The 13,498-nt window shown below is 69.9% G+C and carries 10 protein-coding genes; 3 read left to right on the top strand and 7 right to left on the bottom strand.

The genetic code is table 11. The features are described 5' to 3' along the window. Positions 1 to 18: 18 nt before the first annotated feature. Together ACAH41_RS12685 and ACAH41_RS12690 are read right to left on the bottom strand one after the other, a co-directional pair. Positions 19 to 3,555, bottom strand: a complete 3,537-nt coding sequence (locus ACAH41_RS12685) for an AAA family ATPase (protein WP_325651221.1) — start codon at positions 3,553 to 3,555, stop codon at positions 19 to 21. Continuing rightward, complete coding sequence (locus ACAH41_RS12690) at positions 3,552 to 4,877, bottom strand: DNA repair exonuclease (protein ID WP_325651223.1); 1,326 nt, start codon at positions 4,875 to 4,877, stop codon at positions 3,552 to 3,554. Before ACAH41_RS12690 ends, ACAH41_RS12685 begins: the two co-directional genes overlap by 4 nt. Before the next feature lie 562 nt (positions 4,878 to 5,439). Between ACAH41_RS12690 and ACAH41_RS12695 the strand changes: the two genes are divergently transcribed. After that, positions 5,440 to 5,607 carry a hypothetical protein gene (locus ACAH41_RS12695; RefSeq protein ID WP_325651224.1) on the top strand — a complete coding sequence of 56 codons (168 nt, stop codon included), beginning with the start codon at positions 5,440 to 5,442 and terminating at the stop codon, positions 5,605 to 5,607. A 5-nt stretch (positions 5,608 to 5,612) separates the two neighbouring features. On the opposite strand, the gene ACAH41_RS12700 is transcribed toward ACAH41_RS12695, so the two are convergent. Together ACAH41_RS12700 and ACAH41_RS12705 are read right to left on the bottom strand one after the other, a co-directional pair. Next, a complete protein-coding gene (locus ACAH41_RS12700; protein ID WP_325651226.1) occupies positions 5,613 to 6,533 on the bottom strand; it encodes a hypothetical protein in 921 nt (306 codons plus the stop codon). Positions 6,534 to 6,773: 240 nt separating this feature from the next. After that, positions 6,774 to 7,793 (bottom strand): aliphatic sulfonate ABC transporter substrate-binding protein, encoded by a 1,020-nt coding sequence (locus ACAH41_RS12705; protein ID WP_370538317.1) that lies wholly within the window; start codon positions 7,791 to 7,793, stop codon positions 6,774 to 6,776. Between the two features lie 116 nt (positions 7,794 to 7,909). On the opposite strand from ACAH41_RS12705, the gene ACAH41_RS12710 reads away from it, so the two are divergent. Beyond that, on the top strand, positions 7,910 to 9,610 hold the full coding sequence (locus ACAH41_RS12710; RefSeq protein WP_325651230.1) for an AAA family ATPase: 1,701 nt from the start codon (positions 7,910 to 7,912) through the stop codon (positions 9,608 to 9,610). 10 nt (positions 9,611 to 9,620) lie between these two features. Next, a complete protein-coding gene (locus ACAH41_RS12715) occupies positions 9,621 to 10,328 on the top strand; it encodes a general secretion pathway protein GspB (RefSeq protein WP_325651232.1) in 708 nt (235 codons plus the stop codon). Positions 10,329 to 10,351: 23 nt separating this feature from the next. Here ACAH41_RS12715 and ACAH41_RS12720 read toward each other — a convergent pair whose 3' ends face one another. The 3 genes from ACAH41_RS12720 to ACAH41_RS12730 form a co-directional block, all read right to left on the bottom strand. Then, complete coding sequence (locus tag ACAH41_RS12720; RefSeq protein WP_325651233.1) at positions 10,352 to 11,185, bottom strand: ThiF family adenylyltransferase; 834 nt, start codon at positions 11,183 to 11,185, stop codon at positions 10,352 to 10,354. Positions 11,186 to 11,201: 16 nt separating this feature from the next. Then, the gene (locus ACAH41_RS12725) at positions 11,202 to 12,320 is read right to left on the bottom strand and encodes a porin (protein WP_325651234.1); all 1,119 of its coding nucleotides are present in this window, start codon (positions 12,318 to 12,320) and stop codon (positions 11,202 to 11,204) included. A gap of 123 nt (positions 12,321 to 12,443) precedes the next feature. Further along, positions 12,444 to 13,451, bottom strand: a complete 1,008-nt coding sequence (locus tag ACAH41_RS12730; protein ID WP_325651236.1) for a TRAP transporter substrate-binding protein — start codon at positions 13,449 to 13,451, stop codon at positions 12,444 to 12,446. Between the last annotated feature and the right edge of the window lie 47 nt (positions 13,452 to 13,498).

Here is a 13,498-nt window from a genome sequence, read left to right on the forward strand (position 1 = left end):
GCCGCGGGGCCGGTGGTTTCAGCCCGCCGCGAAGGCGGGCAGCAGCCGGTGGACCTTGAAGCAGCCGGCCGGCAAGGCCTGGGCGGCAATGTCCAGCAGGTGGCGATGGTGGGTGAAGACCAGCACCTGGCCGCCTGCGGCGAAACGCGCCAGTGCCTGCAGCATGCAGGCGGCACGCTGGTCGTCGGCCGTCATCAGCACATCGTCCAGCACCAGCGGCATCTGGCGCTCGGGTGTGCGCTGCAGCTCCAGCGCGGCCAGGCGAAGCGCGAGGTAGAGCTGGTCAGCCGTGCCTTCGCTCAGGCCGGTCACGTCCATCGGCTGGCCGCCTTCGGGCTGCAGGCGCAGCGCGGGTGGCTCGGCTTCGGTGTCGACCTGCAACCGTGCGAAGCGGCCGCCGGTCATCAGCCGCAGGTAATCCCCTGCCAGCCTGACGACCGGACCCTGGGCTTTTTCACGGTGGCGGCGCAAGGCGTCGGCCAGCAGCGCCTCGGCCAGCTTCAGCTGCGCCCATGGCCGCACACCGGCACGGTAGCGGGCCAGCGCGGCTTCCATGGCCTCGCGGGCCTGCGCGGCTTCGTCGGAGGTGTCGACCGCAGCCAGCGCGGTGCGGGCAGCGTGTTCGGTGTTGATCGCCACGGCCTCGGCGGCTTCCAGCCGTTCGATGCCGGTGGCCAATTCCTCTCGCTCGACGTCCAGCGCCACTGCGTCACCGTCGGCCAGCGCCAGGCGCAAGGTCGCCGCGTCACGCTGGCTGGCACGGGTGAGTTGGGCCTGCAGGCTCAGCAAACGAGCCTCTGCCTCGCGGCGCTGCGTGGCGCGGGCTTCAGCCTTCGGCAGCTCGGCCTCGGTGGCCACGCCGGCCTGGGCCAGCAGTTGGCCCAGTTGCGACAACGCGGCTTCCAGCGCCTGTTCGGCGCGCGCCTTGCGTCGGCCTTCGGTTTCCTTTTGCTGCCGCAGCGTGGCCTGGGTGCGCGCGGCAGCGCGCGCTTCGTCGAGCCGGCGCGTCAGGCCGTCCCACCAGCCATCGAGCGCATCACCGCGGGTGTCGCTGGCCGACTCCTCCAGCGCCTCGCCCAGCGCCGCCAGCTGCGCACGCACGGCCGCTTCTGTGGCCTCGCCCTGGCGCAGCCGGGCCTGATGTTCCTGATGCCGCTGGTACTGATGCGACCACTCGCGCAGCTCGGCCAGGCGCGCATGCACGGCCTTGGGCGGCGCGCCATCCGGCAGGTGCAGGCGGCGCGTCGCGGCGTCAAGCACGCGCTGGGAAATTGCCTGGCGTTCGGCCCAACCGGCCTCGGCTGCCTGGGCGCGCAGCAACTCGGCCTGCAGCGTGGCAGCCGTCTCCTGGCGGTGTTCGGCCGCAGCCTGCCGCGCCTGCAGCGCCTGCTGGCAAGCGCTGGCCTGGGCGATCAGCGCCGGCAGGGCGGCTGCGGGCGGGTCACCGGGTTCGACCGCGGCCAGGGCCTGGGCCAACGCAGTGGCCGCCTGCGCCACCTGCAGCCCGAACGCGCCAGCCTGCTGCTGCGCGGCCAGCCAGCGCTCGTGTGCATCCAAGGCTGCACTGCGTTGGCCCAGCCACTCCCGCAAGGCGGCAGGCGGCAGGCCGGGCAGCGACAGCGCGGCCAGGCGCCCGGCCCAGCCGGTGCTCGCCTGCGCCAGTCGTTCATTGAGATCGACCGACTGTTGCGCCTGCAGCGCCAGCGCTTCACGCATCTCGGCGATGCGCGCTTCGCACTCGGCGACTTCGGCGGCGCGCTTGGCACCGGCACGCAGCAGGTCGGCCTGACGGTCGGCGTCGGCCTGGGTGCGTTCGAACTGCGCGGGCAGACGGCCCGCATCGGTCGCGGGCCTGGCGTCGGCGCTGTCGATGAAGGCCTTGCGCACGGCTTGCCAGTCGGCCTCGCGGGCCGCACGGGCCTGGCGCAGGGTCTCGGCCGTGACGAGCTCACCTTCCGCCGCCAGACCCTGCAGCCGGCGCTGCTGCACCGCCAGGTCGGCCTCGACGCGTGCCTGCGTGGCCTTGCCGACCGCAAGTTGGTCACGCACTGCCCGGCCCTCGGCCTCGGCCGTGTCGATCTCGGTGGCTGGCAACGGGCGGGTGGCCAGCAGCGTTTCGACGTCGGCCAGGTCCAGCTCGGCCAGTGCGCGCTGCAATGCACGCTGCGCGGCCTCGGCCGCCTGTGCCAGCGAGGCCGCCAGCCGGTCGCTGTCGCCCAGCGCCTGCGCACGCTGCAGCGCAGCAGCCAGCGCCTGGCGCGCGGCCGCACTCGGCAGCGGAGCCTCTGCCTGTTTGAGCGGCGCCAGGCGTTCCGCGGCCTCGTCGCGCTGGCGGCGCAGGTGCTGCAGTTCGCTGGCGGCCGCCTGCGCATCGTCCAGCGCCTGTTGCCAGAAGGCCTGGTCAGCGGCCGAGGGCAGGCGGGCGAAGAAGCTGTCGAGCTCACCGTCGAAAGGCAACGGTGCCAGCAGGCGGCTGGCCTGCAGCGCGAGCTGCGTGGCCTCGACCTCGGCCACCGCGGCCAGCTGCACACGCTGCGCGCGTTCGCGGCGCACGGCGCCCCAGTCCGCGTCCAGCCGGTCCACGCTGGCCGCCTGGGCCAGCAGCGCAGGCGCCAGCGCCAGCGCGTCCAGCGCCTGCTGGTGCGTGGCCAGTGCTTCTTCGGCTTCGTCCAGCGCGGCGCTGGCCTGCGCCTGCTGCTGCGCGGCGGCCAGGCGTTGCTCGCGGGCGGTTTCGGGCAACGCGCGATGTTCAGCAACCGCATCCCATGCGGCCTGGGCCGCGTCCAGCTCGCGCAGCAGCGGCGCCACCGCGCGCAGCTCGGCCAGCTCGGCCTGGCGGTGGCGTGCTTGCGCCAGTTGCTGCCGCACCTGGGCCAGTTGCTGGCCGGCTTCGTCATGGGCGCGCTTCAAGGCCTTCCATTGATCCGGTTTGGTCAACGCGTCCTTGTAGCGGCGCCGCGCCTCGTCCAGCTGGCGCGTGGCTTCGTTGAGCTGGGCCGTCTGGCTGCGGGGGCTGAACAGCTGCTTGGCGTCGGCCTGCAGCGTGGCGAGCAAGGCCTGGATGCCCGCCGTGCCGGTGCTGGCCTCAAACAAGGCCGCGCCGAGCTCGCCCTTGCCCTGGATCAGCTGTTCGCCGCCTTTGCGCAGGCGCGCCGGGTCCAGCCCGTGCATGGTCTCGAAGGCTTCGCGGGCGACGCCACCAGTCAGCGCCTGCAGCAGTGCGGCAGACAGCGGCGCAGCCGGCAAGGCAACGCCTGTGGCCGGATCGGCCGGCGTCAGCGTGTCCTTCAGGCCTTTGCGACGGGCCAGCGTGTGCAGCTGCCCGGACGAATCCTCGAACGTGCCCGCGAGCTGCATGTCGCGAAAGGCATGCACGAAGTCGTCGGCACTGCGCGGCGGAATGCCATAGCGCAGGTCGCCCATCGCGCGCAGCGCGGACGATTTGCCGGCCTCGTTGGGCCCGTACAGCAGGTGCAGCGAAGCCGGGCCGGAGAAGTCCAGCGTGGTGGCGGTGAACGGGCCAAAGGCGTTCAGGAACAGCGTGCGCAGCTTCATGGCCGGGCCTCCCGAATCTCGGCGGGGCCCAGGCGGGCCAGCAAGGTGGCCTCGGCGTCGCGCAGCAAGGCCTGCAGGCTGGCCACATCGGCCAGTCTCGGCACATCGTCCTGCCCGGCACCTTGCGCCTCTTCTGCCACCAACGCGGCGCTGAGCTCGGCCGGCAGCTTGTCCAGCACGTCGGCCAGCGTGGCCTGGCACAGCGCGGCCAGCGACGGGCCGTCGGCTGCCAGCGTGTCCACGCCGCGCACCAGTTCGGCCAATGCGTCGCTGCCTTCGGCCAGTCGCTGGCGGTCCAGCGGCGAGCGCAGCTGCAGCTGCACTTTCTCGATCCACAGCTCGACGCCCATCACGTCCTGCGCCGCGGCCTGCACCAGCGCGGCCAGCGCGCCGGGTTGGCGAGCTTCGAAGGCCTGCAGCACCGTCTCGCCGGTCAGGGTGACGCGCAGCGCGTGCAAGGCATCGTCGGCAGAGGCGGCGTCGTCCCCCGCCACCACGGCAGTGCGCAGCGCCCGGACCACCCGCGCCGACACCTCGTCTGCCGCCACCGCGCCCGACAAGTCCACCGCCACGCGGTGCCAGCGCACGACATCCAGCGGCACGAAGCGGGCGTTCAGCTGGCCGCCTTGCACGTCGACCAGCTCGCAGCCCTTGGGCCCCGTCTCGCGCGCATGCCGGCCCTGCAGGTTGCCGGGGAAGACGACGCGCGGATGGTCCTCGTTGACGACCTGGCGCGCATGCAAATGGCCCAGCGCCCAGTAGTCGTAGCCCCTGGTCTTCAGCGTGGCCAGCGTGGTCGGGGCGTAGGTGTCATGCCCTTCGGCGCCAACCAGGCTGGTGTGCAGCAGGCCGATGTTGAAGAAGCCCGGCACTGCCGCAGGGTAGCCCGGCACCAGGTCCTCCGGCACCTCGCGATTGGGGAAGCTGTGGCCATGCAGGGCCACCTGCAGCTCATCGATGCGCAGTGTCTCGGCGCTGCGGCTGGAGAAGACCTTGACGTTGTCCGGCCACGGCACCTCGCGGCTGATCACGCCGCGCGCGTCGTGGTTGCCCAGCACGATGAAGACGCGGATGCCGGCGCGCTGCAGCCGCACCATCTGCTCGCGCACAAAGAGGCCGGTGTGGAAGTCCTGCCAGTCGCGGTCGTACAGGTCGCCGGCGATCAGCACGAAGGCAACCTGCTCGTCCAGCGCCAAGTCCACCAACCGCACCAGCGCGCGCCGCGTGGCGCCGCGCAGGCGCGCCAGCGGTGCGCCGTCGAAACGGCCCAGGCCGCGCAAGGGGCTGTCAATGTGAAGGTCGGCGGCGTGAAGAAAACGCATGCGGGCGTGAGAACTCAAGGCAATGATGAGAGGCCCCGCGACAGCGCGCGGGGGCCTACACGCTAGCAGACGCCAGCGCGGCGCCGCGTGCGCCGGTGGTGCAGCCGAGTTCGCATCAACCGATGCGGATCCGGCAGGCATGAATATCCCGGAAATGCCCGGCAGCTTTGGCGAAACCCCGTCAAGCACAAAAGTATCAAAGATATTCCATCGCCGAGAATGAATCGACATGTGCCGCAGCCGGCTTTCGTGACGAATCGATGACAGCAAAACCTTCAGCGAGGGTTTGCACTGCGGGCAGTTACCCGAGTACTGGGCAGGTGTTGCAAAGAATCTTCACACCCCCCAAAAGAGCGATGTCTGAAGCCGGCCAAAGATGGTCAGATCGGTATTCTCCCCAGGGAAAACTGTTACCAAAATGCTGCAAAGCGTGGCGTGTGGGCGAATTCCTACACGCGGCATGGGGATGATCTGATGCGCGGCCAGCGAGGTTTTTCTTAAAGTGACACCATCAACTCGAACATACCTCCGGAGACGCCTCATGGACCGCTCGGAACGCCAAATGAGAATTTCTGCCCCTACCAGCATGATCGGCCGTTGGCTGTCCGCCCGCAGTGCGCCCTTCATGGCGCCGGACAACAGTGAACTCGACCTGGGTTACGAATCGGCCCTGCCGTGGTTTGCCAGCCAGCTCGAAGAAGCCGCGCCGGAACCCTCGGCCGAAGCCTGAGCGCATCAGCGCAATTCGAAACGCGCCAGCAATGGCTTGTAGCGCTCGTGCCAGCTGGCCAGCGCCACTGGCTGCAGCCCGAAGACCTGCCGCACAAAATCCAGCGCCAGCTCCTGCGTGGCCTGTTTGACCTGCTGGTTCAATGCTTCTCCGCCCGCGACGATGCGGTCCGTGAAGATGCCGTGCGAGCCCTGCTCGAACACCGCCAGCGCCTTGTGCTCGCTGCCCATGGCTTCAAAGACCGCAATGCGGTCGCTGGGCGGGCTGTGATAGCCAGGCACCTTGATTTCGTCTTCTGCCGTGGTGATGTGCAGCGCCGGCACATCCATCTTGCCAACGATGCCCACGGGGCTGCCCTCGCCATAAAACGGCGGTGAAGACAGCAGCAGCGCGGCCTTGAACCGTGCGTCCCGCAACGGCAGTTGTTTGCCGGCGCGCCAGATCTGCGCGCCGGCCGCCAGCATGGCGGTGTTGGCACCATACGAATGGCCGGCCACGACCACCTTGTTCGCATCCAGCCGCCCGGCCCATTCGGGCGCGGCCAGGGCCTGGTCCAGCGCGAAATGCAGGTCCTGCACCCGCGCCATGGCTTCCCGCTCCATCGCCGCGCTTTGCATGCGGAAGGCCAGCAGCATCAGGTTGCCGGTCCAGATGCTGCCGTCACTGCCCACATGCTGCACATGCAGGCTGGCCACGCCATGCGCTGCGAGGTAACGGCCCAGGTAGCTGTAGCCCTGGCGCGTGCCGCCCAAGCCGTGCGAGAAGACCAGCAGCGGCACCGGCGCTGTGCCGGCTTCCGCCTTCTTGGGCAGGTACAGCCGCGCCGGCACCGCGCGGTCGCGCGTGGCATCGAACCAGTCCAGGTCACGCGTCTCGTAGTCGCCGGTGGGCGCAAGCTCGGCCGGCAGCGCGACGGCCAGGGGCATGGTCACCGGCTGCGCGGTTTCGGCCCACGCAGGCTCGCCAGCCCCGGCCAGTGCCAGGCACATCCCCATCCCCATCCCCATCCAGACTGTTGCCAGACCCCGCTTCATCGCCACCCACCTTCCGCTTCGATCCCCGGTGGCATCGGCCACCGCACGCGCGATTGCAGCAGATTCAGCGCCGACCGCAAACCCGGCGTGGGAAAGGGCCGCGGCAGCGAAAGGACTCCGGCTCTCCGCCTCTCAGGATTTCGGCCAGCGCCAGACGGCTGCAGCCACGTCGATCTTCTTCGGGATCAGCTTGTGCTCGAAGAACAGGTCGGCCACCTTCTGCTGCGTCGCAACCGTCACCGGGTCCATGGGCTGCACGCCGTAGCGGCTGCGCTGCTGCCAGACCAGCACCACCTCCACCGGCAGGCCCACCAGCGGCGCCAGTTGCTCGGACACCTGCGCCGGGTTGGCTGTGGCCCAGGCGCCCAGCGCCGCCAGTTCGTCCAGCAGCAGGCCGGTCTCGTTCGGGTACTGGCTAACGAAGCGGCGAGAGGCCTCATAAAAGGCGTTGGGCCGCAGCAGCTGGCCATAGTCGGCCAGCACGCGCACCTTCAGCGTGGCCTGCACCGCCGCCAGGTACGGGTCCCAGATCGCCCAGGCATCGACCCGGCCGGACTCGAAGGCGGCGCGCGCATCGGCCGGCGCCAGGTAGACCGGCTGGATCTCGGCAAAATCCACGCCGGCCTTGCGCAGTGCGGCCAGCAGCAGGTAGTGGGAACTGGAGCCCTTCTGCACCGCGACACGCTTGCCCTTCAGCTCGGCCACGCCGTGCAGCGACGAGGCGGGCAGCACAACCACGGATTCGGTGCTCGGCCCGCCCGGCTCGGCGCCGATGTAGACCAGGTCTTTCTCGGCCGCCTGGGCGAAGATCGGCGGCGGCGCACCGGTGTAGCCCACGTCCACGCTGCCAGCGTTCAGCGCCTCCAGCAACTGCGGCCCGGCCGGAAACTCATGCCAGCTGACGGTCCAGCCCAGCGGACCGAAACGCTTCTCCAGCCTGCCCTGCGCCTTCAGCAGGCCCAGCAGTCCGCCCCCCTTCTGGAAGCCGATGCGCAGCTGCTTCGCGTCGTCTGCGAGCGCGGGCCAGGCGCTGGCGGCCAGTGCGCCGAAGGCCGCGGCCTGCAGCAGGCGCCGCCGTGGCAAGGCCCAAGCATCGCCTTCTTCGGAAACAGGTGCCGCAACAGGCGAAAAGGGGATCGATCGAATGGACATCTGGACAACGCACGGGGTGACAACCTTTTGACCGTACCGCAGCGCCTGCGCCCGCAGAAGCGACCGATTCAGATGAGTTCATGACGGCTGCGCCGGGGCAGTTATCCTGCCGCCCCATGTACGCGCCCTTCTTCGGCTTGAAACAAGCGCCGTTCTCGATCGCGCCTGACCCGCATTACCTGTTCATGAGCGAGCGCCACCGCGAGGCGCTCGCCCATTTGCTGTACGGTCTGGGCGGCGGGGGCGGCTTCGTGCTGCTGACCGGCGAGATCGGCGCCGGCAAGACAACGGTCTGCCGCTGTTTCCTGGAACAGATCCCGCCCAGCTGCAACGTCGCCTACATCTTCAACCCCAAGCTCACCGTCACCGAGCTGCTGCAGGCGATCTGCGACGAGTTCCATCTGCAGGTGCCGCCCGGCGCGAAAACGGTGAAGGACTATGTCGACCCGCTGAACGCCTTCCTGCTGGCCCAGCACGCGGCCGGCCGGAACAACGTGCTGATCATCGACGAGGCGCAGAACCTCTCGGCCGACGTGCTGGAACAGCTGCGCCTGTTGACCAACCTGGAGACCAGCGAGCGCAAGCTGCTGCAGGTGGTGCTGATCGGCCAGCCCGAGCTGCGCGGCATCCTGGCGCGGCCCGAGCTGGAACAGCTGGCGCAGCGTGTCATCGCCCGCTTCCACCTCGGCGCGCTTTCCGAAGCCGAGACGGCGCAGTACATCCGCCACCGGTTGACGGTGGCCGGCCTCACTGGCGCGCTGCCGTTCGACCGCGGCGCGCTGCGGCTGATCCACCAGCTCACACGCGGGGTGCCGCGCCGCATCAACCTGCTGTGCGACCGCGCGCTGCTGGGCGGTTATGCCGGCGGCCAGGTGCAGATCACGCCTGCCATCGTGCGCCAGGCCGCGGCCGAAGTGTTCGATGCGCAGCTCGTGCCGCCACCACCCAATCGCGGCGCGTCGCCGCTGGGCATGGGGCTGATGGTGCTGGCGGCGGCCGTGGCCGGCGCCGGGCTGACCTGGTGGCTGCAGCAGCAAGGCACGCGCAGCGGCACGGCGCTGGCGGCCAGCAGCGCCCGGCCGGCCAGCGGCGTCGCGCCTTCCGCATCTGCCGCACGCGCCGCTTCGGGTGCACTCGTCGCAGCCAGCGCCGCTTCGCAGGGTGCATCGGCCGCCAGCAGTCCAACGGCAGCCGCGCCCCTGCACCTGGCCGACTGGACGCCGCAGGACGGCGCGGCCTGGCAGGCGCTGGCCCAACGCTGGGGCCTGCCGCTGGCCAGCCAGGCAGAGCCGTGCAGCGTCGCCGCGCAGCAAGGCCTGCAGTGCTACCGCAGCGCCAGCGGCAGCCTGTCGCTGATCCGGCTGATCGACCGGCCGGTGCTGCTGACGCTGCAGCGCACAGGGCAGCCGCCGGCCCTCGCCGCGTTGGTCGGGCTGGACGGACAGCAGGCCACGCTGTGGGTGGACGGCGCGCCGCGCCGCATCGCGCTGGCCGAGCTGGCCGGCGCCTGGCGCGGCGAGTTCACCACCTTCTGGCGCGTGCCGCCGGGCTACGCCAGCCGGGCCGACAACATCGGCCCGCTGCGCGACTGGCTGGCCACCCAGCTGGCGCTGGTGCCTGGCCTTGCCGCCAGCGCCGCAGCACCAGCGGGCGGCGCCAGCGCGCCACCGCCCAGCTGGGCCGAGATGACGCGCCAGGTCCAGGCCTTCCAGGCCAGCCAGGGCCTGCAGCCGGACGGCCGCGTCGGCCCCATCACCCTGATGCAGATCAACCGGGCGTCCGGCGTGGCCGAGCCGCGCCTGGACACCGCACGCTGAGCCTATCGCCATGTCCTACATCCTCGATGCCCTGCGCCGGGCCGAAGCCGACCGCGAACGCGAGCGCGGCCAGGTGCCAGGCCTGCACACCCAGACCCTGCCCGGCAGCGAGCCAACGCGCGCGGCCAGCCCGCGCCGCTGGCTGCCCTGGGCCGGCGGCGGCCTGCTGCTGCTGGCCGGCGTGGGGGCAGGCAGCTGGTGGACCCAGCGCGAACCGGCGACGCCACTGCCTGCCCCCGCACCGCAGGTCGCGGCGCAAACCGAAGCGCCGGTGATCTCGCCTGCGCCCGTGCCCGTGCCCGTGCCCACCGCACCTCCCGCCGCGCAGCCCGTCGTCAGCGTGCCGGCGCCAGCCGCGTCGTCGATCTACCTGCCGCAGACCCCGCCAGCCGTGGCCGCCAAGCCGCGCACCGTCGCGCCCGAACCGGCCCCGGCGCCTCCGCCCGCAGTGGCCGCCACGCCAGCGCCTGCGCCGGCCGCTGCCGAAGGCCGCCCCCCGCTGGTCTCGGAGCTGCCCGAGAGCCTGCGCCGCGAACTGCCCAAGCTGGCCATCAGCGGCTCGGTCTACTCCGACGACCCGGCCAGCCGTTTCCTGATCGTCAACGGCGAGGTGCTGCACGAAGGCGCCAAGCTCGGCGCCGACCTGGTGCTGGAACAGATCCGCCCGCACGAGCTGGTGCTGCGCTTCAAGGGCCAGCGCTACCGCCAGCCGGTGTAGGCCTTCGGGATCCCGGTCTGGACTCAGCCGCCCAACCTGGCCAGCGAGCGCAGCACCTCGGGCGTGGTCGACGCAAAGCCGAAGAATTCCAGGTAGGCCGGGATCTGCTCGAACAGCATGTCGGTGCCGACCTGGATGCGGCAGCCGCGGGCCTGGGCGGCGCGCAGGAAGGCCGTCATCTCCTGTTTCATCACCACCTCGCCGACAAAGGCCGAAGGCGCGATGCGCGAAACGTCCATCGGCAGCGGGTCGCCATCGTTCATGCCCATGGGCGTGGCGTTGACGACCACGTCGTGTCCGGCCGGGTCGTTCGAGCCGGTGTGCACGCTCAACTGGGGGTAGTGCTGGCGCAGCCGGCCGGCCAGCGCCTGGGCGGCCTCAGCCCGCGCGTCGAACAGCGTGACCGTGCCGATGCCGGCTTCCGCAAGCGACGCGGCAATGGCCGAGCCGACGCCGCCACAGCCCACCACCAGCGCCCGCGCGCCGGCCAGCACGCAGCCCTTGCGCAAGGCGCCGCGCACAAAGCCCTCGCCGTCGAACAGGTCGCCCAGCAGGCTGCCATCGGGCCTAAGCAGGACGGCGTTGCAGGCACCGGCGATCTGCACCGCCGGCGTCACTTCGTCCATCAGGGCCACGGTGCTGACCTTGTGCGGCATCGTGATCAGCGCGCCTCGGATGTTGGTCAGCTGGAACAGCGACTTCAGCAGTGCAGGATATTCAGGCACCTGAATACCCATTGGCACCACCACGGCGTCAATGCCCGCATGCGCGAAATACGGGTTGTAGATCATCGGCGACTTGAAGCTGTGCGTCGGGTAGCCGAGGTGGGCAATCAGCGTGGTGCTGCCGCGGATCATCGCTGCGCCCCTGTGCTCAAAACGCCATGCGCAGGCCGGCCTGCAGCACCTGCTTCTGGCTGATGTATTCCTTCAGCTCGCCGGTGGCGATGGAGCCGCCGGCATAGAGGAAGGTGTTCTTGGACAGGCCGTAGCGCGCGGTGAGCGCCAGCTTGCCCAGGTCCGCATTCGCGCCACCGCTGGCGGCCTCGTACTTCATGCGGGTGAAGTTCAGGCCAAACACCAGCGCGGTGCTGGCCGGCACCTCGGCGCCGATGGTCCAGCCGTCGATCTCGTGCGCGGTGAACGTGCTGTCGCCGGTCACCAGCAGGTTGGTAACGCCGGAGGCCGCGCCGTTGACGCTGCCGGTCGCCAGGTCGGTGTTGCGCTGCAGGCCACCCTCCAGCTTCATGAAGCCGAAGTTGTAGTTGGCGGTGAAGCTGAGCGACTTGTTGGTGTTCTCGCCGGTCGTGCGCGACTTGTTCCACTCATAGGTCAGGCCGGTGTAGAACGCGCCGCTGCTGTAGACCACGCGCAGGCCGTGGAAGCGGTCCGCCGTGCCTTCGCCGGGGGCGATCTGGCCGGCCGCAGTGAAGCCGGCCCAGTTCGGCGTCTGGTACTGCACGACGTTGTCGGCACGCGGTGCGTTGAACCACATGGGCAATGCCTTGCCCATGTTGGTCACCGCGGTGGTCGGGTTGTTGACCAGTGCATTGGCAAAGGGGTTGCCCTGGCCGACCACCGAGTCGCTGAGGATGTACTGGCGGCCCAGGCGCAGCTCGCCGGCATTGGCCGCGCTCAGCGCAATGAAGGCCTGGCGACCAAACGCCCGGCCGCCCTGGCCCAGCGCGCCAGTGTCGGCACTCAGGCCGGACTCCAGCAGCACCGAAGCCTTCAGCCCGCCGCCCAGGTCCTCGGCCACGCGGATGCCCCAGCGCGAGCCGTTCAGGCCGTTGACCACGCCGTCATTGATCACGTTCTGTACGCCGCCGCCGGCATGGCTGCCGGGCGAATAGCGTGACATGTTGACATCCAGCAGGCCGAACAGCACGACGCTGGACGTGGGCGGCGTGGCCTGCGCCAGCGCGCTGCCATGGCCGGCGGCCAGCAACGCGGCAGCGGCGAACGCCGGTTTCAAGGTGTGGCGGATTTTCATGTGGGTGCCTCTTTGGGATTGGCTGTGGTTTTGAGCGGGAGGGAAAACGCGGGCGCAGGCCGGCCCAACGCGCCGCCTGGCAGCGGCGCACGAGCCGTGGAAAAGGGAGTGTGGTGCTGCGGCTTACTTGCGCAGCTTGGCCAACTCGGCCTGCAGCGCGGTGACCGTCTCGACGCCTGCGATGGCCGCGTGCTTGTCGATCACCGGCTTCAATTTCTCGCGGATCTTGGCCAGCTCGGCCGGGCTGAATTCGCTGACCTGCATGCCAGCCTTCTTCAGCGCCTCCAGCGCCTGGCCGGTCTGCTCGCTGGCCACCTGGCGCTGGTATTTCGCAGCCTCGGCGGCGGCATCGCTGAAGAGCTTCTTCTCGTCATTGCTGAGCGCACCCCACAGCTTCTGGCTGACCAGCACCGCCTGGTGGTTGTACTGGTGGTTGCTCAGCGTGAGGTACTTCTGCACCTCGTAGAACTTGTTGATGTTGATGACCGACAGCGGGTTCTCCTGGCCGTCGATCGCCTTCTGCTCCATCGCGGCGTAGACCTCGGGGAAGGCCATCGGCGTGGGGTTGGCACCCAGCGCGCTGACCCAGTCGACGTTGATCGCATTCGGGATCACGCGCAGCTTCAGGCCGGCAATGTCCTCGGCCTTGGTCAGCGGCCGCTTGCTGTTGGTGAGCTGGCGGAAACCCAGGTCGAAATAGGTCAGGCCGTGCAGGTTCTTGGCGTCCAGCTTGGCCAGCATCGTCTGGCCGAACGGGCCGTCGACCACCGCGTCGGCCTCCTGCGCGCTGCCGAACATGAACGGGAAGTCGAACACCGCGAATTCCTTGACCTGGGAGGCCAGGATGCCGGCGTTAAGCGTCACCATCTCCAGCGTGCCGCCCTGCAGCGCCGAGACGTTCTGCGCGTCCCCGCCCAGCACGCCGCCGGGGAACAGCTTGACCTGCAGCTTGCCGCCGCTCCTGGCGGCCAGCAACTCGGCGAACTTCTCCATGCCCATCACCAGCGGATGGCCCTTGGGGTTCTGCGTGGCGAACTTGATCGTGCGTTCCTTGATGTCCTGCGCCGAGGCGGTGCCAAGGACGGCCAGGCTCAGTGCGGCCAGCGTGGCCTTCAGAAAGAGTCGCTTCATGTTGTCGTGTCTCCGTTGTTTTCGGGTCTGAATCTTGGGGAAAGGAG

Origin of the sequence: Ideonella sp., assembly GCF_041287625.1 — a bacterium.
GTDB lineage: Bacteria > Pseudomonadota > Gammaproteobacteria > Burkholderiales > Burkholderiaceae_C > Ideonella.